This is a genomic window from Antarctobacter sp., assembly GCF_048262615.1.
In the GTDB taxonomy this organism is placed as follows: domain Bacteria; phylum Pseudomonadota; class Alphaproteobacteria; order Rhodobacterales; family Rhodobacteraceae; genus Antarctobacter.
In genome coordinates, this window is record NZ_JBLXFB010000001.1 from 1 (window position 1) to 23572 (window position 23572).

Sequence of the window (23572 nt, forward strand, 5' to 3'; positions counted from 1 at the left end):
CGATCAGGATCCCCAGCGTGGTGGTCCTGAAAGATTTCGTCAAACCGCAGAAGCGCGTGGCCTTCACGCGCTTCAATCTTTTTCTGAGGGACGAATTCAGGTGCCAGTACTGCGGCACCAAGACGGAACTGACCTTTGACCATGTCGTGCCGCGCGCCGCCGGGGGCGTGACAAGCTGGGAAAACGTGGTGGCGGCCTGCGCGCCGTGCAACCTGCGCAAAGGCTCCAAGAGTTTGCGGCAGGTGGGCATGTCGCTGCGCAAACCGCCGCGCCAGCCGTCGTCAGGCGAGTTGTTGAACATGGGGCGGCGATTCCCGCCCAACCATCTGCACGAAAGCTGGCTGGATTTCCTGTATTGGGATGCGGTGCTGGAGGCGTGACCCGCTTTGGCCCTTGGGGCACAATGGGGCGGTGCCGGGGCCTTGCTGGGTGCGGCGCGGGTCACGGGTCAGGTTGAAAACAGAACCGATTGCCAGAGCCGCTGTTGAGGGTGCAGGTGGGGCGCGGCGCGCCCTGCACCGGGTCCAGCGGCCAGTAGCTGTTGCTGCCGGGGCGGCCATTCACAAGGACCGTGCCGCCCTGATAGGCCAGCAGGGTGCGCGCGCCGGAGGGCCAGAGATGGGTGTCGGTCATGCCGCCATCGGCCATGGCCTGTCGGGTGCGGGTGCAGGGGTCGCTGTCGGTCAGCCGGTCGGCGCCATCGAATACGGTACAGGTGCCTTGGGTGTTCAGCACGCGGGCCTGCCCATTGCGGGGCAGGGCGTCCAGCGGCAGATCCCCCGGCCAGGCCATGTAGTTCTGGAGAAATCCGAAAAACACCGGGGGTTCGGCATCGCGCACATTGGCCGTGGCCCAGACCGAATCGCGGACCAGGGGCGCGGTGCCCCAAAAGCTGTTGGAGACAGCGTATTCGTCACTTGGGACTTCGGCGTTGACGATGCAGGCCCCGGCGGCCTCCTGCCCGAATGCGCGGTAGCTGTAGCCCTGATCGGCCAGACGTTCGACTGGTTCGTCCATCCCGATCAGGGTGTTGGGCCAGACATCCGGATCGCTGGTGGTGCGGTCCAGTGCCGACAGGTACAGGTTGCCGCAGGCGGTGCGGATGACCGCATCGGACAGGGCCGAGGGGCGGTCGACGCCCAGCACGGCGATTCCCCAGCGCGCAGCCTGCGCGACCGTGGTGACATAAAACATGTCCTCGGCCGGGGTGGCGTGCATCCGCGCGGCCAGCGAGGGCGAAAACCGAAAGCGGACGAGGTTGCGAAAGATCAGTTCGGTGACAGAGACCGACACCCGGTAGGCGCGTTCGACGGTGTCGGCGTCGTAGCGGCCCTCGGCGACGGTCAGGCTGGGCGCATGAAAGCCCAAGCGCCCCTCGACGTGCAGAAAGCGATTCACCGAGAGGCCGAAATCGGTCTCTGTGGAATGGCTGCCCGCCATAAAGACCAGCGCGCAGGCGCTTTCGCAGCGCGCCCCGGCGCGGATCACCGTGCCAAGGTGGCCGTGGACGATGTCGATCAGGTCCATCGCCTCGCTCAGCGATCCGCCGGGGCTGTCGAGACACAGGTGCAGAGGGGTGTAGATGCCAAAGTTCGGTCGCCCGTCCGCAAGGTCGGCGTTGACGTAGATCGTGCCGTCATGGCGGGGCAGGCGGGCGGCCTCTTCGATGGCGGCGCGCAGGCGGGCCGCGTCACCCGGCTCGATTGTGCCGCTCAACTCGACGAGGCAGCCGTAGGCCGGGTCATCCGTCAGGCCGATGCGCGCGGCATGGGCCATGGACGGGCCCAGCAACAGGCAAAGTATCAGCGTCAGCAGGCGGTGCATGGCCCGTCCTTTCCCGTGGGGTGGCCACAGCAAAGCAAAATCATCCCCACAAGGCGAGCCTTTTCCGGGGCGCGCGGACCGGAAAGGCCGGATCGGGGGCCACAGGCGCGGATCATGTTCCGGTCATGGCCGGTTGCGGCGGACCGGGGGCGGGCGAAAGGAACGACGGGACGGTGAACGGCCCGGTCGGACTGCACGTGGACCCACGCCGGGGGAGGCGGCAACTCCGGCTGGGGTACGGCAGGCACGGCAGGCGCGGCAGGCGCGGCAGAAAACGGGCGGCCCGTGATGCCCGCTGAAACGACAAAGGCCCCGCATCTGCGGGGCCTTTCAAACCTGAAGACTGCGATTCGAGGTCAGTCGTTGCCTGCGGCAACCGGCGCGGCCTGCGGTGCGCCCTGCGGCTGAACCGGGCGCTTGCCACCGTTCAGCGGATCGTCCTGACGCTGGACCGATCCCTCGAAATGGGCACCGGATTCGATTGCGATGGTCTTGTGGATGATGTCGCCCTCGACGCGGGCGGTGGCGGTCAGGCGGACCTTGAGGCCGCGCACACGACCGACGATGCGGCCGTTCACAACCACGTCATCGGCAACCACTTCGCCTTTGATGGTGGCGCTTTCGCCGATGGTCAGCAGGTGGGCGCGAATGTCGCCTTCCACCGTGCCCTCGACCTGAATGTCGCCGGTAGTCTTGAGATTGCCGGTCACATGCAGGTCTGCGGACAGAACAGAGGCCGGTGGCTTTGCCTTGGGCGTCGCTGCGGGCTTGTAATCCCCTGCGGAAGCTTTCGAAGGCTCAGGCATGGCCGGTTTCGACACGTCGTCGGCCTTGTGGCCGGGCTCATTGATCTTGCTCTTAGAAAACATCGTTCGCAGCCTTGATATAGATCATCGGATTGACGGGTTTGCCACCGACTCGGACTTCGTAGTGGAGATGAGTCCCGGTCGATCGACCAGTGTTTCCCATATCACCGATCCGCTGCCCACGCGAGACCCTATCCCCGACTTTCACGCGGATTTTGGACATATGGGCATAGCGGGTCTCGATGCCAAATTCGTGTTGAATTTTAACCAGCCGTCCATACCCCGACTGCCAGTCGGCGTGGATCACGACGCCATCTGCGGTGGAGTAGATCGGCGTGCCGTGGGGGGCGGCGAAATCGGTGCCCGCGTGCAGGCGGCCCCAGCGATAGCCAAAGCCCGAGGTAAAGCGGAACGCGTCCTTGAGCGGCGAGGCAAAAGGCGCTTTCTGGGCGGCGATCCGGTACAGGTTCAGCCGGTCCATCTGGTTGAGAATACGGTTGGCGCGCAGGGTGTCGGGGGAGGGGGCGTCATCGCCCTTGGTCGAGAAGGACAGCGGTGTCAGCGGGCCGCCCTGACCGGAATAGCCCTTGCGGACCTCATCCAGAATGCGATCCGGGTTCATGCCGGCCTTTTCGAACATCTTGTCCAGCGGCAGGACGGAAACGGTCATCGCCTCTTCGAGCTGGCGGAAGATGCGGTCGTTCTTATCTTCGAGGGTTTCGATGGCGGCCTGCATCTCTGCGGCGCGGATCAGCGACAATTGCGCATCTGCAATGACCTGATCGCGTTCTTCGGCCACCCGTGCCAGCGCGTCGGTCAGCAGGTTCACGGTGGCGTCGTCACCGCTGGCCCGTGCCACGGCGACCTCACCCTTGAGATCGGATTCCAGTTCGGCCAGACGTTTGGTGGCGTTCTCACGCGATTTCATGACGTCGCGCAGGGTGGTCTGGATCACGTCGATGCCGGTTTCCAGCTCGCGGCGGCGCGCCTCTGAGTCCAGCAATTCGGTCTGCATCACCGACACCTGACGCAGCGCCGCCGAAAAACGGTCCTGCGCGGCCAGCGCCTCGGCGGTGCGGGCGTCGCGTTCCGCCGACAGGGCGTTCAGACGCTGCTGATAGGTCACCTGTTCGCGCTTGGCCTGTTCGCGAAAGTTTCCGGCCCCGATGGAGTCCATCAGCAGGATCGCGGTGGCCACGATGGTCCAGCCCATCAGCGCCGTCAGACCCACAAAGGCCACAGCCTGCGTTTCAGACCGAAGACGGATGAATCGCGTGTCGGTGTCGGATCTCAAAAAGAGCCGGCGTTCCGGAAAAAAGCGCTCAACGAGCGCATGAAATCTGATCGTCAGACGTGATCTCACCCGACTGTCCCCTAGTCCCGTCCCAAATAAGGTGTTCGCTGTCCCCACAGAACGACACCCTGTCGTCGGGCTTACCTCACACATTCGTCATTCCGCAAGAATTTTAGCCATGCGATTCGGTCGCACCGGCGGGAAGGGGCCGATATGGCAAAAATCCGCCGATTCAACGGGTTCGTGGCTGGGCCTGATCCGCGAGGGGCCAATAGAAGTCCGGCGGCAGGCCCGCCTCGGCGCGTTTTTCCTCATTGAACGGGGGTTTGAGCGCGCCTTTGAAGTACCGTCTGACAAGATCGTGAAACACAACAATTGGGTCCGTGTCGTGTCTGCCACACAAGAAGTGGAACCATTTCGACCCGTAGGCGACGTGGCTGACCTCTTCGGCATATATCGTTTCCAGAGCCGCCACGGCGCTGGCGATTCCGGCCTTGCGAAAGATCCCGATCATGCCCGGAGTGACGTCCAAACCGCGTGCTTCCAGCACCATTGGCACCACGGCGAGCCTGCCCATTAAATCGTCAACTGTGTCTTCTGCGGCACGCCACATTCCGGCGTGGGCGGGCAGGGCGCCGTAAAAGCTGCCCGCTTCTTCGAGGCAGTCGCACATCAGGTTGAAGTGTTTGCTCTCTTCATCCGCCGCCTTGACCCAATCGTCATAGAATCCCGCGGGCATGGGGGTTCCGGCAAAACGCGGGATGATGTCCCAGTGCAGGTCGACGGCGTTCAACTCGATATGCGCGACCGCGTGCAGCAGGGCGATGCGGCCTTGCGGGCTGCCGGGCTTGCGCTTGGGCACGTCGCGCGGGTCCAGCAATTCGGGCTTTGCGGGCCGCGCGGGCCGCAGCGGCGGGTCGGCGCGGCCCACCGGAATCGGTGTGCCGGCCGCGCGCGCGGCGGCCCATTGCGCCGCATACTGCCGCGACTTGGCGGTTTTCTGCCGGCCATCGGCGGTGGTCAGAACGTCCACCGCCATTTCGCAAAGGCTTAACATCGCGCGCGCCCCTCAGGCTTGATCAGGTTCCGGATTGCCTTGGGGGTATGGCGGTCGCGCCGCCGTGACGCAAGGCCCGGAGCCGGGTCGCGTGTTCAGAGCGCGCGGGCGGCCTCCAGCACCTCTTCGGCGTGGCCGGGCACCTTGACCTTGCGCCATTCGCGCACGATCTGTCCGTCGGCGTCAATCAGGAACGTGGACCGGACGATGCCCCAGAACGTCTTGCCATACATGGATTTTTCCTTCCACACGTCCAGCTTTTCGGACAGGTCGGACCCTTCGTCAGAGATCAGCGGCACGGTCAGGTTCTTTTTGGCCATGAACTTTTCATGACTGGCGATCGAGTCCTTGGACACACCGTAGACCTTGACCCCCAGCGCCTCGAATTGGGGCAGCAGCGCGGTAAAGGCCTCATTCTCCTTGGTGCAGCCAGAGGTGTCGTCGCGGGGGTAGAAGAACAGCACAACCGGCGCGCCCCTGAGCGCCGACAGCGAGACCTCTCCGGCGGTCGAGGGCAGGGTGAAGTCAGGCGCAGGGGCCGGGGCGGTGTCGGTCATGGATATCTCCTTTGTTACGATGCACTAAGATGTGCCATAGAGCTACGCCATGTGAGAGTAAGACAGAAGGTGCGGGCGTCCAGTGAGCCGTGAACGCAAAGACCAGACGGCGACACCGCCACCGGGGCCCCGGCGGCGACGGCGGGGCCGTGCCGTGCTGCTGGTTTTGCTGGCGCTGATGGCGGCGACGGGCGTGTCGGCCTACCTGATGATCGGTCGCCCGGTGGATGCGCCGGGCTGGGTGCGCGAACGGATCGAGGCGCGCCTCGCCCAGAGCCTGCCGGGACTCAGCGTTGATTTCGGTCGGATGAGCCTGCTGGTCCAGCGCTCCGGTCTGGCGCGGATCATCCTGTGGGACGTGGACATCCGCAACGTGAATGGCGCGCCGGTGGCGCAGCTTTCGGATATCGAGGCGGGGATTTCGCCCCGTGCGCTGCTCGGCGGCAAGGTGGTGCTGCGCGAGGCGCAGGTGTCCGGGGCCTTTGTCACCCTGCGGCGCGATGGCGACGGGCGGCTGGGGCTGGCGCTGGGTGATGCGTTTTCCGAAGGCGCGGACATGCCGGACATCAGCCAGATCATCGCCCAGATCGACGCGATCATGGCCGACCCGAGACTGGCGCAACTGGAGGTCTTTGAGGCGGACGCGCTGACCCTGCGCTACGAGGATCAGCGCGCGCGGCGGGGCTGGACGGCGGATGGCGGACGGCTGCGGCTGGCGCGTGAGGACGGCATGCTGCGCGCGACCGGCGACGTGGCGCTGCTGTCGGGCGGCGACGGGGTCGCCACCGTCGAGGTCGAGGCGCAAAGCCCGATTGGCGCGCAGGCGCTTGACTTCAGCATCATCCTGCACGGGCTGGCGTCGCGCGATATCGCCACCCAGAGCCCGGCGCTGGCCTGGCTCAAGGAACTGGACGCACCGATTTCCGGCGCGCTGCGGTCGGCCTTTGACGAGGCCGGAACCTTGCAGCCGCTGGAGGCCTCCTTGCAGATCGGCGCGGGCGCGCTGCAACCCACCGCCGCCACCCGCGCATTGCCCTTTGATGCGGCGGAAACCGCCTTTACCTACCGGCCCGACGAGGGCGTCCTGCGGTTTCAGCGGATTCAGCTGACCTCGCCTCTGGGCACGGTGACTGCCGCCGGAACCGCCCGCCTGAACGGGATCGAGACCGGATGGCCGCAGGGGCTGACCGGCCAGTTCGCACTGTCCGACATGTCGCTGGCCGAGGGCGCATTGCTGGAGCGCCCGCTGGCGCTGTCCGGGGCCGAGATGGCCTTCAAGATCCGGCTGGAACCGTTTCAGATGACGCTGGGCGAGTTGCGGGTGACCGATCCGGACTATCCGTTGCGGGCCTTCGGGCGGCTGTCGGCGGAAAGGGCTGGCTGGCAAGTGTCGCTGGACGCCCGCGCCGCCAGCACAACCCCGGAGCAGGTGCTGAGTTTCTGGCCTGCGGATCGCTTTCCCGGTGTGCGTCTCTGGATCACCAACAATGTCACAAGCGGCCAGATCGAGGACGTCCATTTTGCCCTGCGCGCCGGGCCGGGCAGCGACAGACCGCAGACCTATCTTGATCTTGGATTTTCCGAAGCCATCGCCACCTTCAACCCGCGCCTGCCGGGACTGACCGGGGCGGCGGGGCGGCTGACCCTCCACGACAACCGTCTGGGCCTGCGGCTGGACGCGGGCACAGCCGATGCCGGGCGCGGTCCGATCGACGTATCGGGATCGGAATTCGTGATTGCCGACCTGCGCGCGCGCCCCACCGTGGGAGAGGTCCGGCTACAGGCGGCGGGCGGTGTGACGGCCGCGCTGGCCTATCTCAACAACGAGGCATGGCGACTGATCGACAAGGCGGACCGCACGGTCGACATGGCCAGCGGTGCGGCGCGCGTGTCGGGGCGTATTGCCTTGCCGCTGATCGAGGGGCTGACCCTGAAGGATGTGGTGTTGGACCTGTCGGGCACGCTGCGCGACGTCGATGCGCCGACCGCGATTCCGGGCAAACCGCTGACCGCCGACCGGCTGGAGCTGAGCGTCACCAACGCCGCCGTGGCGCTGGAAGGGGCGGTTCTGGTGGACGGTGTGCCCGCCAAGGGCCGTTGGGCGCGGCCCCTGCAAGGCAGCGGCGGGGAGGTCGATGCCGATGTCACCCTGACCGCGCAAAGCATCGCCGCGCTTGGCATCGGATTGCCACCGGGCAGCGTGCGCGGGCGCGGCATTGGCCGGTTGCGCATCGACATGCCGCGCGGTGCCCCGGCGCGGTTCGAACTGACCAGCGATCTGGACGGGATTGGCCTGTCGTTGCCGCAGATCGGCTGGGATCTTGCACCGGCGACGCGCGGCAGGTTCAGCGTCGCGGGCCTGTTGGGCGAGGTGCCGACCATCGAACGCCTCGCGCTGTCCGGTGCGGGGCTGACGGCGGACGGACGCGTCCTGCTGACCCGCTCCGGTGGTTTTGACCGGCTGGAGCTGTCGCGGCTGACGGTCAGCGACTGGCTGGATGTAAGCGGACGGCTGGTGGCGCGCGGCGGGGGAATTCCGGGGATCGAGGTGGACAAGGGCCGCATCGACATGCGCAACGCGCCGTTTACCTCCAGTTCCGGAACGGATGGCGGCGCGGGGCCGGGCGGCGGCGGCGCGCCGCTGGCGCTGACGCTGGACAGTCTGCGGCTGACCGACAGCATCGTCTTCGAGGATTTTCGCGCCAGTTTCGACACCACCCAGGGGCTGAACGGGCCGTTCACCGCCATGCTGGGCGGGCGTGCGCCGGTCAAGGGGGTGGCCGTGCCGCAGAACGGTGGCACCGCCTTTCGCATCACCGCCGAGGACGCGGGCGACGTGTTGCGCGCGACGAATATGCTCAAGACCGTGCGCGACGGCTCTTTTCGGCTGGACCTTGCGCCGGTCAAGGGCAAGCCCGGCACCTATGACGGTCTGATGACGATCAAGGGCACCCGGCTGCGCAAGGCCCCCGCCATCGCGGCGCTGCTGGACGCGGTCAGCATCATCGGCCTGCTGGACCAGCTCAACGGTCCGGGGATCTTTTTCAGCGAGGTCGAGGCGCGGTTCCGACTGACCCCCAGCCGGGTTGTGATCAGCCGGTCCAGCGCGGTGGGGCCGTCGATGGGGATTTCGCTGGACGGTTTTTATGACCTCGGTACCGGACGGATGGACATGCAGGGCGTGTTGTCACCGATCTATCTGGTGAACGGCATCGGGCGGCTGATCTCTCGTCAGGGGGAGGGGCTGATCGGGTTCAACTTCAACCTGCGCGGCACAGTCGAAAAGCCACGGGTGCTGGTCAACCCGCTTTCGGCCTTCACTCCGGGCATGTTCCGTGACATCTTTCGGCGGCCTCCGCCCAAGCTGTCGCAATGATCCCAACGGGTTGACCTATGAAACTGAGCGATTTCGACTTTGATCTGCCCGACGGGCTGATTGCCACGCGGCCCGCGCGCCCGCGCTCGTCCGCCCGGCTGCTGGTGGCCGAGGGGGACGCGATAACGGACGCGCATGTCTTTGATCTGCCGCAATGGTTGCGTGCGGGCGACCGGCTTATCCTGAACGATACCAAGGTGATACCGGCCAGACTTCAAGGTTTGCGCAGACGGATGTCCGATGCCGGTGAGACCGAGGCCAGAATCGAGGTGACATTGCTGGAGCCGCAGGCGGATGGCACATGGGCCGCGCTGATCAAGCCGTTGAAGAAGGTCAGGGATGGTGAGGAAATACGGTTTTCCAATGACTTGAGCGCTATTCTTGAGGCGCGTGAGGCGGGGCAGGGAAAGCTGCGGTTCAACCTGTCGGGGGAGGATTTCGATGCGGCGCTGAACGCGGCGGGGGCCATGCCGCTGCCGCCCTATATCGCCGCGAAGCGCGCCGCCGATGACCGCGACCGTGAGGATTACCAGACCGTCTGGGCGCGCAACAGCGGGGCCGTGGCCGCGCCCACGGCCTCATTGCATTTCGACGATGCGCTGTTGGCGGTGCTGCGCGAAAAGGGCGTCACCTTCAGCCATGTCACGCTGCATGTGGGTGCGGGCACCTTTCTGCCGGTCAAGGTCGAGGACGTGACCCGCCACAAGATGCACGGCGAATGGGGCGAGGTGTCAGAGACCGCCGCCACGGAAATCGCCGCCACGCGCGCCGCCGGGGGCCGGGTGATCCCGGTGGGCACCACGGCGCTGCGGCTGATCGAAACGGCGGCGCGGGGTGGCCGGATCGCGCCGTTCCGGGGGGTGACGGATATCTTCATTTACCCCGGTTTCACCTTCCACGTGACCGACGCGCTGATGACCAATTTCCACCTGCCGAAATCGACGCTGATGATGCTGGTCTCGGCCCTGATGGCACCGGAGCGCATCCGCCGCATCTATGACCACGCGGTCGCTGCGGAGTATCGCTTTTTCTCCTACGGGGATGCCTCTTTGCTGTTGCCGCCGCGCGGCTGACGGCCCCGAACCTCAAAGACATTCGCAGGCGCAAAAACGCTTTGAACGCGGCTTTCCGCCGCCCGGTTGCCTTGAATGGTTTCCCTGCGACATCGAATCGTGCAGGGCGTCGCCTATGGTCTGGAATTGATCATCGGTGCCCAGCAGGGTGGGCCAAAGAAGGAATAAACCATTGCTCCACGTGCTGAAAAACTCATGGGCGCTCTTGCTCGGAATGTTGCTGCTGATGATCGGCAACGGGTTGCAGGGCTCTTTGCTGGGCGTGCGCGGGGCAGAGGCCGGTTTCTCTGCGGGCACCATGTCGATTGTGATGTCGGGCTATTTCGCGGGCTTCCTGTTTGCGTCGCGCACCGTTCCGGGGATGATCCGGCGGGTCGGTCACGTCCGGGTCTTTGCGGCGCTGGGGTCGCTGATCTCGGCGGCGCTGATCCTCTTTCCGGCGCTGAAAGACCCGATTGCATGGACGCTTGGGCGGTTGATCCTTGGCTACTGTTTCTGCGGTGTCTACGTGACCGCCGAAAGCTGGCTCAACAATGCCGCCGACAATGAGACGCGGGGCCAGACCCTGTCGGCCTATATGATCGTCCAGATGGGCGGCATCATCATCAGTCAGGGCCTGCTGGTGATACCGGATGCGTCCGGGTTCCTGCTGTTTGTCATTCCATCGGTGCTGGTTTCGATCGCTTTTGCGCCGATCCTGCTGTCGATCCAGCCGACCCCGGCCTTTGAATCCTCCAAGCCGATGACCCTGCGCGAACTGTACGGCGTGTCGCCGCTGGGCATGGTGGGGATGTTCTTTATGGGCGGGGTGTTCTCGGCGCAGTTCGGTATGGCCGCCGTCTATGCCACCGAGGTGGGCCTGAAGCTTGGCCAGATCTCGATCTTTGTCGCCTCCTTCTATGTCGGCGCGCTGGTGCTGCAATACCCCTTGGGCTGGGTGTCGGACCGGGTCGACCGGCGGCGTCTGGTCATGCTGGTGGCGGCGGTGGGGGCCGTGGCGGCAGGGGTTGCCGCCGCGCTGGGGGGATCGTTCACCGTTCTGGTGGCCTCTGCCTTTGTCATCGGGGGGTGTTCCAATCCGCTGTATTCGCTGCTGATTGCCTATACCAACGACTTTCTGCAACCAGAGGACATGGCCAGCGCCTCTGCCGGGCTGCTGTTTGTCAACGGCATGGGCGCCATCGCCGGACCGCTGGTAATCGGTTGGGTGATGGGTGTCGCCGGTCCAAGCGGGTACTTTGTGCTGATCCTCGCGCTGTTGGCGGCTGTCGCGCTGTACGCGCTGTACCGGATGACGCAGCGGGCCGCGCCTTCTGTCGGCGACACCGGGGCCTATGCGCCGGTCATGCCCTCGTCCACGCCGGTGGCGGTCGAGGTGGCGCAGGAATATTTCATCGACCGGCAAGACGACGACGACGAGGGCCAGAAACCCTGAATGTCAGAACCTGACAGAATTCGTGATTTGGGTGCCTTCGGGGGATGCGCAATGATCTTTCGTGGTGGGATGAGTAACGGGTGACAAAGGAGAAGCAGATGATCACGCCCGACAATATACTGGCCTTTTGGCTGGATGAGGTGGGCCCGAAGGGCTGGTACGCCAAGGATGACGCGCTGGATGAAACCATCCGGACGCGGTTTGGCGGCGCTTTGCAGGGCTTGATGGAGGGGCGTTTTGGCCTGTGGCTGACCTATCCGTCGGGGGCGCTGGCCTATATCATTCTGGCCGATCAGTTTCCGCGCAATATGTTCCGCGACGATCCGCGCGCCTTTGCCTCGGATGAGGTGGCGCGTGCGGCGGCGAAGCAGGCCATCCACCGGGGCTGGGATCTCAAGATCGACGCCCCGGCGCGGCAGTTCTTTTACATGCCGTTGATGCACGCGGAAAACCTGTGTGATCAGGACCGCTGCGTGCGCTTGTTCAAGGAACGCATGCCCGAGTCGGACAGCAACCTGCTGCACGCCCGCGTGCACCGCGAGGTGATCCGCAACTTTGGCCGCTTTCCCTATCGCAACGACGCGCTGGCGCGGCGCACCACGGTCTCCGAGAAGGGGTTTCTGGACAATGGCGGCTATGGCACGACGCTGCGCGCATTGCAGGCCGACGTCGCCGCCTGACATGGCGCGCGCGGGGTGATTGCCCCGCGTGCGACGCTAAGCTAGCCTTCGCTGCAATGGCTTGCAGGGAGGGGCGGCATGAGCGCGAAACGCTTTGACATGGTGGTGATCGGGGCTGGACCCGGTGGCTATGTGGCGGCCATCCGTGGGGCCCAACTGGGATTGCGCGTCGCGGTGGTCGAACGTGAGCACATGGGCGGTATCTGTCTCAACTGGGGCTGCATTCCGACCAAGGCGATGCTGCGCTCTGCCGAGGTGTTTCACCTGATGCAGCGCGCCAAGGAATTCGGGCTGACGGCCGAAGGGCTGGGCTATGATCTGGACGCGGTGGTCAAACGCTCGCGCGGGGTGGCGAAGCAACTGAATTCCGGCGTCGGTCACCTGCTGAAAAAGAACAAGGTGGCGGCGATCATGGGCGCCGCGCGGCTGGACGGGCCGGGGCGGGTGCATGTGACCACGGACAAGGGCGAAGAGGTGCTGGAGGCCGCCAACGTGGTGCTGGCCACCGGCGCGCGGGCACGCGAATTGCCGGGGCTGGAGGCGGACGGCGACAGGGTCTGGACCTACAAACATGCCTTGGTGCCAAACCGGATGCCATCAAAACTGCTGGTCATCGGATCGGGCGCCATCGGCATCGAGTTCGCCAGTTTCTATGCCACGCTGGGGGCCGAGGTCACGGTGGTCGAGGTCATGGACCGCATCCTGCCCGTCGAGGATGAAGAGATCGCCGCCTTCGCCAAAAAGCAGTTTGTGAAACAGGGCATGACCATCCTCGAAGGGGCCAAGGTTACGCAATTGGAGCGTGGCAAGGATGCGGTTGTCGCCCATGTGGATAAAAATGGGGATAAGTCAAAGATTACCGTTGATACAGTTATTTCGGCTGTGGGTATTGTTGGAAATGTAGAAGATTTGGGGTTGGAGGATGTGGGCGTCCGGGTGGACAGGACCCATGTCGTGACCGACCCGATGTGCCGCACGGGCGTCGATGGCATCTATGCGATTGGCGACATCGCGGGCGCGCCGTGGCTGGCGCACAAGGCCAGCCATGAGGGCGTCATGGTGGCCGAACTGATCGCGGGCGGGCATCCTCATGCGGTGGACCCGGACAGCATCGCGGGCTGCACCTATTGCCAGCCCCAGATCGCCTCTGTCGGTCTGACCGAGGCGCAGGCGCGGGCGCAGGGGTTTGACGTAAAGGTCGGGCGGTTTCCGTTTATCGGCAACGGCAAGGCCATCGCGCTGGGAGAGCCGGAGGGCATGGTCAAGACGGTGTTCGACGCGGCGACCGGCGCGCTGCTGGGCGCGCATATGGTCGGGGCCGAGGTGACGGAACTGATTCAGGGCTATGTCGTCGGTCGCCAGTTGGAGACAACCGAGGCGGACCTGATGCAGGCCGTGTTCCCGCATCCGACATTGAGCGAGATGATGCACGAATCCGTGCTGGATGCCTGGGGCCGGGCGATCCATTTCTGATGGCGGGGCGGGGCGGGGCGGGGCGGAGAGGAGGGCCGGAGCCGTCCGCCTGCGAAAAGGGCCAACGCGGCCAGACCGGATGCACCGTACAGGGGCGGGAAGATGGCGGATCGAATGACACAACCCTCAGAGGCCTCGGTCGCGGATTTTCTGGCAGGGGTAGAGCCGCCGCGCCGGCGCGAGGATGCGCTGGTTCTGGACCGGCTGTTTCGTGAGGTGACGGGCTGGACCCCGGTGCTGTGGGGCAGTTCCATCGTGGGCTACGGGCGCTATGCCTATACCTATGCCAGCGGGCATTCCGGCCAGAGTCTGGCCACCGGCTTTGCCCCGCGAAAGGCCAATATGGTGGTCTACATCATGCCCGGATACGCCGATTTCGGCGCGATCCTGTCGCGGCTGGGGCCGCACAGGCTGGGCAAGTCCTGTTTGTATCTGGGCGCGCTGTCAAAGGTGGATCCGGCGGTTCTGGCAGAGTTGATCCGTGCCGGTCTGGACGATCTTGCCGGACACTGGCCCATCGAGCCGAGCTGAAGACGGAGAGACGCGGCCCGTTGTCAGGCCGCGTCTGACCAATTGAGCGTTGCGCCAACCCGGCCAGAGAACCGGGTCAGAGGTTTTCGTTGTCCGAACCGGGCGCAATCGCCTGCGGCACCGCGTCGCCGCGTTTCTTCGCTTCCAGCGCCTTTTGGACGTGGTCGTTCAGGAAGCCGCGGGCGCGCCGCTCGGCCAACCGGATGCGGACCGCGGCGCGAAAGATTTCCTCGGACGAGGGCGACGACGCGCCCAGCACCGCCGCCACCTGGTCCGGCAGGTTTTCGTCGCCAAGCACGTCCATCGCCTTGATCGTGTCGCGGGCGAGCTTGTCTGCCAGATCATCGACGACGGACATGGGATCTCCTCAACGGGTGTTTTCGGTCAGGCGCCGCTTTACATAGGTCGAGACCGTTTCCATCAGCGTATCCATATGCGGCTCTTCGAAGAAGTGTCCCGACCCTTCGACCTCCTGATGGGTGATGTGAATCCCCTTTTGCTCATGCAGTTTGGACACCAGCGACCGGGTGTCGGCCGGCGGCGCCACGCGGTCGGCGGTGCCGTTGATGACCAGACCGGACGAGGGGCAGGGCGCAAGGAAGCTGAAGTCATACATGTTGGCGGGCGGCGAGACCGAAACGAATCCGGTGATCTCTGGCCGCCGCATCAGCAGTTGCATCCCGATCCATGCGCCAAAGGAGAACCCGGCCACCCAGCAGTGTTTGGAGTTCTGGTTCATCGATTGCAGGTAATCCAGCGCCGAGGCCGCATCGGACAGTTCGCCGACACCCTGATCGTATTCGCCCTGACTGCGCCCGACACCACGGAAATTGAACCGCAGCACGGTAAAGCCCATGTTGTAGAACGCGTAGTGCAGGTTGTAGACAACCTTGTTGTTCATGGTCCCGCCGAACTGCGGGTGAGGGTGCAAAACGATCGCGATGGGGGCATCGCGGTCTTTTTGCGGGTGATAGCGGCCTTCAAGGCGGCCTTCGGGTCCGGGAAAAATGACCTCGGGCATGGGGCGGAGTGGCTCCTTACACAGCAACTGGCCGGGCGGCTCATTCGGTCGCCGTGGCATTCTTGACCAAAACACGCAGCTACTTTAGAAGGTTTCTAAATCGGCTTTGGCGTGATCCGGGCTGGAAAGCAGATAGGCAATTGAACGGACAAGGTCAATTGCCGCCGCAAACAGGGGCGGAGAAGCCGTGAAACTGAGCACCAAAGGACGCTATGCCATGGTCGCGCTGACGGATATCGCGATGCAGCCCTCTGACGGGCTGGTCACGCTGGGCGATATTTCCAAGCGGCAGGACGTGTCGTTGCCCTATCTGGAGCAATTGTTCGTCAAGCTGCGGCGCGCCGGGCTGGTGGAATCGGTGCGCGGCCCCGGCGGCGGATACCGCCTTGCGCGGCCCCCGGCAGAGATCCGGGTGGTCGAGGTGTTGGCCGCCGTCGATGAGACGGTGGATGCGATGCACGTGGGCGCGGGGGCCTCTGGCGGGCTGTCGGGCAGCCGCGCGCAATCCATGACCAACCGCCTGTGGCAAAGCCTGTCGGCGCATGTCTATGTGTTCCTGCACCAGACGCGGCTGTCCGATGTGGTCGAGAACTCGCTGGCCCCCTGTCCGGCGGTGCCGTCGATCTTTGCCGTGGTGGATGAAGAGGACAAGTAAGGCATGTCGCGGGTCTACCTTGATCACAACGCCACCACGCCGCTGCGCCCCGAGGCGCGCGCCGCGATGATCGCGGCGATGGAAGTGGTGGGCAATCCCTCTTCGGTGCATGCCGAAGGGCGGGCTGCCAAAGGCGTGGTCGAGACGGCGCGCGCACAGGTTGCGGCGCTTGTGGGGTGTCTGACCTCTCAGGTGATCTTTACCGGATCGGCGACAGAGGCGGCGGCCTTGGCGGTGGCGCAAAAGGACCGGCACGGCGGGGTGTTTGCGGCGCTGCCGACGGAACACGACTGTCTGAACGTCTGGTCTGAGGTCGATCTGCCCGCGCTGCATCGCGCCGATGGCACGATTGGCCGTCTGGATGTGCCGGGCGGGCAGGCGGCCTTGGTGGCGGTCTCTGCCGCCAACAGCGAGACCGGGATCATGATGCCGGACCGCTGTGTTGTGGCCAGTGACGGCGACCGGGCCGTGGTCTGCGACATCACCCAGATGGCGGGCAAGGTGCCGGTGCTTTACCCCGAGGGGCCCAAACCGGCCTACATGATCCTGTCCGGGCACAAGATCGGCGGCCCCAAGGGCGTGGGTGCCTTCATCAACTTCACCCGCGACGATCCGCGGGCGATCCTGAAGGGCGGCGGGCAGGAAATGGGACGGCGCTCCGGCACTGAAAACATCGTCGGCATCGCCGGGTTCGGCGCGGCGGCAGAGGCCGCGCAGCGTGACGTTGCGGCAGGGAACTGGGCCCGTGTCGAAAAACTTAGAAACATTCTAGAAGAATCTCTTGAGGCTGCCTCTGAGGTGACTATTTCTGTCGGGAAAGAGTCGCCGCGCCTGCCGAACACGGCCTGCCTTGCCACCCCCGGATGGAAGGGGGAAACGCAGGTCATGCAGATGGACCTCGCGGGCTTTGCGGTCAGCGCCGGGTCCGCCTGTTCCAGCGGCAAGGTCCGCCGGAGCCGGGTGCTGGAGGCGATGGGATATGACGACCAGACGTCAGGCAGCGCCATCCGGGTGAGCCTGGGTCTGGAGACAACAGAAGACGACGTGGCGCGCTTTTGCGACGCCTGGATCAGCAAATACCAGCGGCACCGCGCGCGGGCCGCATGAAAGAGAGGAAACCCGATGGCGGCTTTCGATGAAGTGACAGTCAAGGACGGCGTCGACCAGGAGACGGTGGATGCCGTCAAATCGGTCAGCACCTACAAACACGGCTGGGACACCGATATCGAGATGGAATACGCCCCCAAGGGGCTGACGCCGGATATCGTGCGTCTGATCTCGGAAAAGAACGAAGAACCCCAGTGGATGACCGACTGGCGTCTGGCGGCCTATGAGCGCTGGTTGCAGAAGAAAGAGCCTGACTGGGCGATGGTCGACTACCCTGAAATCGACTTTCAGAACCAGTATTACTACGCCCGGCCCAAGTCGATGACCGAAAAGCCGAAGTCGCTGGATGAGGTCGACCCCAAGCTGCTGGAAACCTACGCGAAACTTGGCATTCCGCTGAAAGAACAGATGATCCTTGCGGGCGTCGAGGGCGCGGAGGCGACCCCGGCGGAGGCCAAGGAAGGGGAGCGCCGCGTGGCGGTGGATGCGGTGTTCGATTCCGTGTCCGTGGGCACCACCTTTCAGGCGGAACTGAAAAAGGCGGGCGTGATCTTTTGCTCGATCTCCGAGGCGATCCGTGAACACCCCGAACTGGTCAAGAAGTACCTTGGCTCTGTGGTACCCGTTTCGGACAACTTCTACGCCACGCTGAACTCGGCCGTGTTCTCTGACGGGTCGTTTGTCTATGTGCCGCCGGGCGTGCGCTGCCCGATGGAACTGTCGACCTATTTCCGCATCAATGCAGAGAACACTGGTCAGTTCGAACGCACGCTGATCATTGCCGACAAGGGCAGCTATGTCAGCTATCTCGAAGGCTGCACCGCCCCGCAGCGCGACGTTGCACAACTGCACGCCGCGGTGGTCGAGATCATCATCGAGGAAGACGCCGAGGTGAAATATTCCACGGTGCAGAACTGGTATCCGGGCAACGAAGAGGGCAAGGGCGGCATCTACAACTTTGTCACCAAACGCGCCGATTGCCGGGGCGACCGGGCCAAGGTGATGTGGACGCAAGTTGAGACCGGCTCTGCCGTGACATGGAAATACCCGTCCTGCATCCTGCGCGGCAATGAATCTCAGGGTGAGTTCTATTCCATCGCCATCACCAACAACCACCAGCAGGCCGACACCGGCACCAAGATGATCCATCTGGGTCGCGATACGCGGTCGCGCATCGTGTCCAAGGGGATCAGCGCGGGTGTTGCGCAGAACACCTATCGGGGCCTGGTGTCGATGCACCCCAAGGCGAAGAATTCGCGTAACTATACCCAGTGTGACAGCCTGTTGATCGGCGACAAATGCGGGGCGCATACGGTCCCCTATATCGAGGTCAAGAACAACAGCAGCCGGGTTGAGCATGAGGCGACCACCTCCAAGGTGGACGACGACCAGCTGTTCTACTGCCGCCAGCGTGGCATGGATGAGGAAGAGGCCGTGGCCCTCGTGGTCAACGGGTTCTGCCGCGACGTGTTGCAGGCGCTGCCCATGGAGTTCGCCATGGAAGCGCAGCAACTGGTGGCGATCTCGCTTGAAGGGTCCGTGGGCTGATGCTGCGGCGGGTCGGACTGGCGGGTCTGCTGCTGGCGGGCGTTATGATGCTGGTCGGCGGTGTTGGCTTGCAGGAACCGGCGCTGGCCGCCGGTCCACAGTACGACCCGACCTTCCTGTACGGGATTGATGTGGAGACCGCCATGCGGGTCCGCGACTGTGAGCCCAGCCTGTTTGTCACCCGGCACTGTAACCTCTGGGGCCATTGGGGGCCGCTGTAACGACCCTGCGGATAGGTCTTTTGGCAGGTTCTTGCCTGAGGAAAGCGTCGCAAGATCTTGGAGTTGAACGATGATTGTCACCACGACCCCGGCCATCGAAGGCCGCCGCATCACCGCCTACAAGGGCATCGTGGTGGGTGAGGCGATCCTTGGCGCCAACGTGTTCCGCGACATCTTTGCCGGGATCACCGATATCATCGGTGGCCGCTCCGGCGCCTATGAGGCCAGCCTTCAGGAAGCCCGCGAAACCGCGCTGCGGGAACTGGAAGAGCGCGCCGCGTCCATCGGTGGCACCGCCGTTGTGGGCGTCGACCTCGATTATGAAGTGATCAACAATATGCTGATGGTTTCGGCCAGCGGCACGGCGGTGGTGATCGACTGATCCACCGCCCAACCATGGAACACCCTCGCGCCCGCCCGTTGGCAAAGGTGCGCGACTGGCCAGACTTGAGAAGGACTAAAAATGCTGGAAATCAAGAACCTGCACGTCAAACTTGAAGAAGAGGACAAGCAGATCCTCAAAGGTGTCGACCTGACCGTCGAGGCGGGCAAGGTGCACGCGATCATGGGGCCGAACGGCTCTGGCAAGTCGACCCTGTCCTATGTCCTGTCGGGCAAGGACGGCTATGAGGTGACCGAAGGATCGGCCACGCTGGAAGGCGCAGACCTGCTGGAGATGGAGGTCGAGGACCGCGCCGCCGCCGGTCTGTTCCTTGCGTTCCAGTACCCGGTTGAAATCCCCGGTGTCGGCAACATGACTTTCCTGCGCACCGCCGTGAACGCGCAGCGCAAGGCGCGCGGCGAAGAGGAAATGTCCTCTGCCGAGTTCCTCAAGGTGATCCGCGAAAAGGCCAAGTCGCTGAAAATCGACGCCGAGATGCTCAAGCGCCCGGTCAATGTCGGCTTTTCCGGCGGTGAGAAAAAGCGCAACGAGATCCTGCAAATGGCGATGCTGGAACCGAAGATGTGCATTCTGGATGAGACCGACTCGGGCCTTGACGTGGATGCGATGAAACTGGTGGCGGACGGCGTGAACGCGCTGCGCGACGCGGGCCGGGGGTTCCTTGTCATCACGCACTACCAGCGCCTGCTGGACCACATCAAACCGGACGTGGTTCACATCATGGCCGATGGCCGCATCATCAAGACCGGTGGCCCCGAGCTGGCGCTTGAGGTCGAGAAGAACGGCTATGCCGACATCCTTGAGGAGGTCGCGTAATGGCGCTGCCGCAAACCAAGATGGACGCAACAGAAGCGCGGATTTCCGCGCTGACGCTGCCCGAAGGCGGCTGGAGCGAGCCTGCGCGCCGCGATGCGCTGGCACGTCTGCGCGCCATGGGTCTGCCCACCGCCCGTGACGAATACTGGAAGTACACCCGCCCCGATACGCTGGTGTCGGCGGATGCGCCGTCGGCCGCCGTGCTGGAGGCCGACGACGAGGCACCGCTGTTCGAGGCGCGTGATCGGCTGAAAATCGTCTTTGTGGACGGCGTGTTCTCTGCCGAGGAGTCCGATGATCTGAGCCTTGAAGGGGTCACCATCGACCGTCTGGCCGAGGCCAAAGACATTCATTGGGCCAAGGACTTGTACGGTGTGCTTGAGACAGCGGGGCAGACGCCCGTGGCGCGCCCGTTGGCTGCGCTGAACACCGCCTTTGCCAGCGACGGCGTGCTGATCCATGTGACCGGCAAGGTGTCCAAACCGATCAACCTGATCTATCGCCACGAGGTCGACACCTCTGACGCGACCCTGCATCACGTGATCAAGCTGGACGCGGGCGCCGAGGTGACACTGCTTGAAAACGGTCCCGCCGCCGCGCGCTTTAACAAGTGCATCGAGGTGGATGTGGCCGACAGTGCCACGCTGCACCATATCCGCGCGCAGGGCCGCGACCATGAGCGCCGGGCCGCGACGCATATCTTTGCCCGTCTGGGGCAGGAGAGCACCTTTAAAAGCTTTACCCTGACCGTGAACGGCGTGCTGACGCGCAACGAGGTGGTGATCGACATCACCGGCGACGATGCGGTGGCGCATGTGGCCGGGGCCTGCATGGGCGATGGCGCGTTCCACCATGACGACACGATCTTTGTCACCCATGACGCGGTGAATTGCGAAAGCCGTCAGGTGTTCAAGAAGGTGCTGCGCAACGGCGCGACCGGGGTGTTCCAGGGCAAGATCCTGGTCAAACCGGGGGCGCAGAAGACTGACGGTTATCAGATCAGCCAGTCGCTGCTGCTGGACGGCGACAGCCAGTTCCTTGCCAAGCCGGAACTGGAAATCTACGCCGATGACGTGGCCTGTTCGCATGGCTCCACCTCTGGGGCGATCGACGAAGAGGGGCTGTTCTACCTGCGCGCCCGTGGCGTGCCGCGCGGCACCGCCGAGGATCTGCTGACCATCGCCTTTATCGCCGAGGCGGTGCAGGAGATCGAGGACGAGAGCCTGCAAGACGAGCTGGTTGCGCGTGTGTCGGCCTGGCTGGCGCGTCGGCGCGGCTGAGCGGTGCCTGTCACCAGCGATATCGTGGCCAGCTATCGCAGGCCCGGTCGCACCCTGCGCGCGCTTCTGGCGCGCGGGGTCAGCGAGCCGCGTGCCTTGGCCTACGTCATGGGGGCCTGTGGCGTGATGTTCATCGCGCAACTGCCCAAACTGGCGCGCGACGCGCATCTGAAGGGCACCGACCTTGAACCGGCACTGGGCGGCGCGCTGTTGGCGACGGTGATTTTCCTGCCGCTGATCTTTTATGTCATCGCCGGATTGAGCCAGATCGTGGCCAGAGGCATCGGTCGTCCGGTGGGCGGGTACGAGTCCCGTCTGGCGCTGTTCTGGGCGCTGCTGGCGGCGTCCCCCTTGGCTTTGCTCAATGGGTTGGTTGCCGGGTTCATCGGTGCCGGGGGCGCCTTGACGCTGGTGGGCGCCGTCTGGCTGGCGGTGTTCCTCTGGTTCTGGACCACGGGGTTGCGCGCGGCGCGCAATCGGGCGGGACCGGGTGTGGAAAAGGGCGCGGTGTGACGCTGGACGGCTACCTGAAACTGGCGCTGCAAAGCGTGACAAACCCGCGCGAGGTCGCCGCCCTGCTGCTGTCGATCCGTCCGGGACGAGAGGCGCTGTGGACCGCATTTGCGCTGGTCGTGGTGCTGAACGCGCTGATTTTTTCCATGTCCCTGTTGATCAACCCCGCCGGGGTTCCTGCCATCCTTGCCAGCCCGGTGATCTTCCTTGTCATGCAGGGCGGCGCACTGGCGGCCAGCATCCTTGCACTGACATGGACCGGTCGGTTGTTCGGTGGCAAGGCGCGGATCGAGGAAATCGCCCTGCTGATGATCTGGATGCAAAGTCTGCGGGTTCTCGTTCAGGCGGCGATGGTGTTGATTGTCCCGATCTCGGCAATGCTGGCGGGATTGGCTACGATGATAGTGACCGCTCTTGGCGTCTGGATCGCGGTAAACTTTCTGGATGAGGCGCATGAACTGGGCGGACCCTTGCGTGCCTTGGCTGTCTTGGTATTGGGCATGCTCGCGATGGCGTTTGCCGTCTCGCTCTTACTGACCCTCGCCGGGGTCACACCCGAAGGAATGACAGACCATGTATGACGTCGACAAGATCCGCGCCGATTTTCCGATCCTTTCGCGTGAGGTGAACGGCAAGCCGCTGGTCTATCTCGACAACGGGGCATCGGCGCAGAAACCACAGGTGGTGATCGACGCGGTGACGCGCGGCTATGCCGAGGAATACGCCAACGTCCACCGGGGCCTGCACTATCTGTCGAACCTTGCGACCGAGAAATATGAAGGCGTGCGAGAGATCATCGCGCGCTTTCTGGGCGTCAAGGATGCCGAGGAGATCGTCTATACCACCGGCACAACCATGGGCATCAACCTTGTGGCCTATGGCTGGGCCATGCCCAATCTGGAACCGGGCGATGAGATTGTCCTGTCGGTGATGGAGCATCACGCCAATATCGTGCCATGGCATTTCCTGCGGGAATGGCAGGGCGTGGTCATCAAATGGGTGGATGTGGATTCCACCGGCTATCTGGACCCGCAAAAGGTGATCGACGCCATTGGTCCCCGGACCAAGCTGGTCGCCGTCACCCATCTGTCCAACGTGCTGGGCACGGTGGTGGATGTGAAAACCATCTGCGACGGGGCCCGTGCCAAAGGCGTTCCGGTGCTGGTCGACGGATCGCAGGCGACGGTTCACATGCCGGTGAATGTTGCCGATATCGGCTGTGATTTCTACGCCATCACCGGCCATAAACTCTATGGTCCCTCCGCCTCGGGTGCGATCTGGATTGCCAGGGCGCGGATGGATGAGATGCGCCCCTTCATGGGCGGCGGCGACATGATCCGTGAGGTCCACAAGGACGAGGTCACATGGAACGACCCGCCGATGAAGTTCGAGGCCGGCACGCCGGGCATTGTCCAGCAGATCGGTCTGGGCGTCGCGCTGGAGTACATGATGGGTCTGGGGATGGAGAACATCGCCGCCCATGAAAAAGCCTTGCGCGACTATGCGCGGACCCGGCTGGACGGTCTGAACTGGCTCAGCGTGCAGGGGACGACGCCCAACAAGGCGGCGATCTTTTCCTTCACGATGCAGGGGGCCGGCCACGCGCACGACATCTCGACCATCCTCGACAAAAAGGGCGTCGCGGTGCGGGCGGGGCATCACTGTGCCGGGCCGCTGATGGATTTTCTGGGTGTCACGGCCACCTGCCGGGCAAGCTTTGGTCTGTACAACACCACCGCCGAGGTCGACGCGCTGATCGACGCGCTGGAACTGGCGCACGATCTTTTCGGCTGAAACGTCACTGTTGCGCACCGATCTGGCCACGTGCGGGCGGGCGGGGAGCGCATCCGATACGCGTCGTCGCGATGCGGTTGCCTGTGGCCGGGGCCGGGCAACAGCCCG

General features: G+C 64.3%; 24 protein-coding genes. 17 read left to right on the forward strand and 7 right to left on the reverse strand.

Annotated elements, in window-relative coordinates; genetic code table 11:
- A partial coding sequence (locus ACN0S5_RS00005) for an HNH endonuclease (RefSeq protein ID WP_417204856.1) occupies window positions 1-380 on the forward strand: 380 nt, incomplete at its 5' end.
- Between the two features lie 61 nt (window positions 381-441).
- On the opposite strand, the gene ACN0S5_RS00010 is transcribed toward ACN0S5_RS00005, so the two are convergent.
- The 5 genes from ACN0S5_RS00010 to ACN0S5_RS00030 form a co-directional block, all read right to left on the reverse strand.
- Window positions 442-1824, reverse strand: coding sequence for a hypothetical protein (locus ACN0S5_RS00010; RefSeq protein ID WP_417204858.1), 1383 nt, complete (start codon window positions 1822-1824; stop codon window positions 442-444).
- Window positions 1825-2180: 356 nt separating this feature from the next.
- On the reverse strand, window positions 2181-2693 hold the full coding sequence (locus ACN0S5_RS00015; protein WP_417204860.1) for a bactofilin family protein: 513 nt from the start codon (window positions 2691-2693) through the stop codon (window positions 2181-2183).
- The gene (locus tag ACN0S5_RS00020; protein WP_417204861.1) at window positions 2683-3993 is read right to left on the reverse strand and encodes a DUF5930 domain-containing protein; all 1311 of its coding nucleotides are present in this window, start codon (window positions 3991-3993) and stop codon (window positions 2683-2685) included. The genes ACN0S5_RS00015 and ACN0S5_RS00020 overlap by 11 nt, the downstream gene beginning before the upstream one ends.
- A gap of 163 nt (window positions 3994-4156) precedes the next feature.
- Complete coding sequence (locus ACN0S5_RS00025) at window positions 4157-4981, reverse strand: ferritin-like domain-containing protein (RefSeq protein WP_417204863.1); 825 nt, start codon at window positions 4979-4981, stop codon at window positions 4157-4159.
- Between the two features lie 95 nt (window positions 4982-5076).
- Window positions 5077-5538, reverse strand: a complete 462-nt coding sequence (locus tag ACN0S5_RS00030; protein WP_417204865.1) for a peroxiredoxin — start codon at window positions 5536-5538, stop codon at window positions 5077-5079.
- A gap of 154 nt (window positions 5539-5692) precedes the next feature.
- On the opposite strand from ACN0S5_RS00030, the gene ACN0S5_RS00035 reads away from it, so the two are divergent.
- The 6 genes from ACN0S5_RS00035 to ACN0S5_RS00060 all read left to right on the forward strand — a co-directional run bounded on the left by ACN0S5_RS00035 (window position 5693) and on the right by ACN0S5_RS00060 (window position 14106).
- Window positions 5693-8914, forward strand: coding sequence for an AsmA-like C-terminal region-containing protein (locus ACN0S5_RS00035; RefSeq protein WP_417204866.1), 3222 nt, complete (start codon window positions 5693-5695; stop codon window positions 8912-8914).
- 17 nt (window positions 8915-8931) lie between these two features.
- Entirely contained in the window at window positions 8932-9987 is a 1056-nt protein-coding gene (queA, locus tag ACN0S5_RS00040) for a tRNA preQ1(34) S-adenosylmethionine ribosyltransferase-isomerase QueA (RefSeq protein WP_417204868.1), read from the forward strand.
- A gap of 172 nt (window positions 9988-10159) precedes the next feature.
- Window positions 10160-11422, forward strand: a complete 1263-nt coding sequence (locus tag ACN0S5_RS00045; protein WP_417204869.1) for an MFS transporter — start codon at window positions 10160-10162, stop codon at window positions 11420-11422.
- A gap of 98 nt (window positions 11423-11520) precedes the next feature.
- Window positions 11521-12102, forward strand: a complete 582-nt coding sequence (locus ACN0S5_RS00050; RefSeq protein WP_417204871.1) for a DUF924 family protein — start codon at window positions 11521-11523, stop codon at window positions 12100-12102.
- Window positions 12103-12180: 78 nt separating this feature from the next.
- Window positions 12181-13575 carry a dihydrolipoyl dehydrogenase gene (lpdA, locus tag ACN0S5_RS00055; protein ID WP_417204872.1) on the forward strand — a complete coding sequence of 465 codons (1395 nt, stop codon included), beginning with the start codon at window positions 12181-12183 and terminating at the stop codon, window positions 13573-13575.
- A 114-nt stretch (window positions 13576-13689) separates the two neighbouring features.
- Window positions 13690-14106, forward strand: coding sequence for a DUF1801 domain-containing protein (locus tag ACN0S5_RS00060; protein ID WP_417204874.1), 417 nt, complete (start codon window positions 13690-13692; stop codon window positions 14104-14106).
- Window positions 14107-14182: 76 nt separating this feature from the next.
- On the opposite strand, the gene ACN0S5_RS00065 is transcribed toward ACN0S5_RS00060, so the two are convergent.
- Both ACN0S5_RS00065 and ACN0S5_RS00070 read right to left on the reverse strand, forming a co-directional pair.
- Window positions 14183-14464, reverse strand: a complete 282-nt coding sequence (locus ACN0S5_RS00065) for a hypothetical protein (protein WP_323769976.1) — start codon at window positions 14462-14464, stop codon at window positions 14183-14185.
- Between the two features lie 9 nt (window positions 14465-14473).
- Window positions 14474-15127: an alpha/beta hydrolase gene (locus tag ACN0S5_RS00070; protein ID WP_417204877.1), complete on the reverse strand. Its 654-nt coding sequence runs from the start codon at window positions 15125-15127 to the stop codon at window positions 14474-14476.
- Window positions 15128-15314: 187 nt separating this feature from the next.
- Here ACN0S5_RS00070 and ACN0S5_RS00075 point away from each other — a divergent pair, with 187 nt between their 5' ends.
- The 10 genes from ACN0S5_RS00075 (at window position 15315) to ACN0S5_RS00120 (ending at window position 23464) form a co-directional block, all read left to right on the forward strand.
- Window positions 15315-15782, forward strand: a complete 468-nt coding sequence (locus tag ACN0S5_RS00075) for an Rrf2 family transcriptional regulator (RefSeq protein ID WP_417204878.1) — start codon at window positions 15315-15317, stop codon at window positions 15780-15782.
- A gap of 3 nt (window positions 15783-15785) precedes the next feature.
- Entirely contained in the window at window positions 15786-16889 is a 1104-nt protein-coding gene (locus ACN0S5_RS00080; protein WP_417204880.1) for a cysteine desulfurase family protein, read from the forward strand.
- A 15-nt stretch (window positions 16890-16904) separates the two neighbouring features.
- Window positions 16905-18437, forward strand: coding sequence for a Fe-S cluster assembly protein SufB (gene sufB, locus ACN0S5_RS00085; protein ID WP_417204882.1), 1533 nt, complete (start codon window positions 16905-16907; stop codon window positions 18435-18437).
- Window positions 18437-18658 carry a hypothetical protein gene (locus ACN0S5_RS00090; protein WP_417204884.1) on the forward strand — a complete coding sequence of 74 codons (222 nt, stop codon included), beginning with the start codon at window positions 18437-18439 and terminating at the stop codon, window positions 18656-18658. The genes sufB and ACN0S5_RS00090 overlap by 1 nt, the downstream gene beginning before the upstream one ends.
- 70 nt (window positions 18659-18728) lie before the next feature.
- Window positions 18729-19040, forward strand: coding sequence for a heavy metal-binding domain-containing protein (locus ACN0S5_RS00095; protein ID WP_323769982.1), 312 nt, complete (start codon window positions 18729-18731; stop codon window positions 19038-19040).
- Window positions 19041-19121: 81 nt separating this feature from the next.
- The gene (gene sufC / locus ACN0S5_RS00100; protein WP_417204886.1) at window positions 19122-19877 is read left to right on the forward strand and encodes a Fe-S cluster assembly ATPase SufC; all 756 of its coding nucleotides are present in this window, start codon (window positions 19122-19124) and stop codon (window positions 19875-19877) included.
- Entirely contained in the window at window positions 19877-21157 is a 1281-nt protein-coding gene (locus tag ACN0S5_RS00105) for a SufB/SufD family protein (RefSeq protein WP_417204888.1), read from the forward strand. Before sufC ends, ACN0S5_RS00105 begins: the two co-directional genes overlap by 1 nt.
- 3 nt (window positions 21158-21160) lie before the next feature.
- Window positions 21161-21670, forward strand: coding sequence for a YIP1 family protein (locus tag ACN0S5_RS00110; RefSeq protein WP_417204890.1), 510 nt, complete (start codon window positions 21161-21163; stop codon window positions 21668-21670).
- Window positions 21667-22251 carry a YIP1 family protein gene (locus tag ACN0S5_RS00115; protein WP_417204891.1) on the forward strand — a complete coding sequence of 195 codons (585 nt, stop codon included), beginning with the start codon at window positions 21667-21669 and terminating at the stop codon, window positions 22249-22251. Before ACN0S5_RS00110 ends, ACN0S5_RS00115 begins: the two co-directional genes overlap by 4 nt.
- On the forward strand, window positions 22244-23464 hold the full coding sequence (locus ACN0S5_RS00120) for a cysteine desulfurase (RefSeq protein ID WP_417204893.1): 1221 nt from the start codon (window positions 22244-22246) through the stop codon (window positions 23462-23464). Before ACN0S5_RS00115 ends, ACN0S5_RS00120 begins: the two co-directional genes overlap by 8 nt.
- The last annotated feature ends 108 nt before the right edge of the window (window positions 23465-23572 follow it).

What these genes read in the sequence shown, in the direction of transcription:
- lpdA (WP_417204872.1), top strand. Translation starts at nt 12,181, where the DNA reads ATGAGCGCGAAACGCTTTGACATGGTGGTGATCGGGGCTGGACCCGGT.
- ACN0S5_RS00050 (WP_417204871.1), top strand. Translation starts at nt 11,521, where the DNA reads ATGATCACGCCCGACAATATACTGGCCTTTTGGCTGGATGAGGTGGGC.
- queA (WP_417204868.1), top strand. Translation starts at nt 8,932, where the DNA reads ATGAAACTGAGCGATTTCGACTTTGATCTGCCCGACGGGCTGATTGCC.
- ACN0S5_RS00025 (WP_417204863.1), bottom strand. Translation starts at nt 4,981, where the DNA reads ATGTTAAGCCTTTGCGAAATGGCGGTGGACGTTCTGACCACCGCCGAT.
- ACN0S5_RS00095 (WP_323769982.1), top strand. Translation starts at nt 18,729, where the DNA reads ATGATTGTCACCACGACCCCGGCCATCGAAGGCCGCCGCATCACCGCC.
- ACN0S5_RS00010 (WP_417204858.1), bottom strand. Translation starts at nt 1,824, where the DNA reads ATGCACCGCCTGCTGACGCTGATACTTTGCCTGTTGCTGGGCCCGTCC.
- ACN0S5_RS00105 (WP_417204888.1), top strand. Translation starts at nt 19,877, where the DNA reads ATGGCGCTGCCGCAAACCAAGATGGACGCAACAGAAGCGCGGATTTCC.
- sufC (WP_417204886.1), top strand. Translation starts at nt 19,122, where the DNA reads ATGCTGGAAATCAAGAACCTGCACGTCAAACTTGAAGAAGAGGACAAG.
- ACN0S5_RS00065 (WP_323769976.1), bottom strand. Translation starts at nt 14,464, where the DNA reads ATGTCCGTCGTCGATGATCTGGCAGACAAGCTCGCCCGCGACACGATC.
- ACN0S5_RS00080 (WP_417204880.1), top strand. Translation starts at nt 15,786, where the DNA reads ATGTCGCGGGTCTACCTTGATCACAACGCCACCACGCCGCTGCGCCCC.
- ACN0S5_RS00015 (WP_417204860.1), bottom strand. Translation starts at nt 2,693, where the DNA reads ATGTTTTCTAAGAGCAAGATCAATGAGCCCGGCCACAAGGCCGACGAC.
- ACN0S5_RS00090 (WP_417204884.1), top strand. Translation starts at nt 18,437, where the DNA reads ATGCTGCGGCGGGTCGGACTGGCGGGTCTGCTGCTGGCGGGCGTTATG.
- ACN0S5_RS00070 (WP_417204877.1), bottom strand. Translation starts at nt 15,127, where the DNA reads ATGCCCGAGGTCATTTTTCCCGGACCCGAAGGCCGCCTTGAAGGCCGC.
- sufB (WP_417204882.1), top strand. Translation starts at nt 16,905, where the DNA reads ATGGCGGCTTTCGATGAAGTGACAGTCAAGGACGGCGTCGACCAGGAG.
- ACN0S5_RS00120 (WP_417204893.1), top strand. Translation starts at nt 22,244, where the DNA reads ATGTATGACGTCGACAAGATCCGCGCCGATTTTCCGATCCTTTCGCGT.
- ACN0S5_RS00060 (WP_417204874.1), top strand. Translation starts at nt 13,690, where the DNA reads ATGACACAACCCTCAGAGGCCTCGGTCGCGGATTTTCTGGCAGGGGTA.
- ACN0S5_RS00030 (WP_417204865.1), bottom strand. Translation starts at nt 5,538, where the DNA reads ATGACCGACACCGCCCCGGCCCCTGCGCCTGACTTCACCCTGCCCTCG.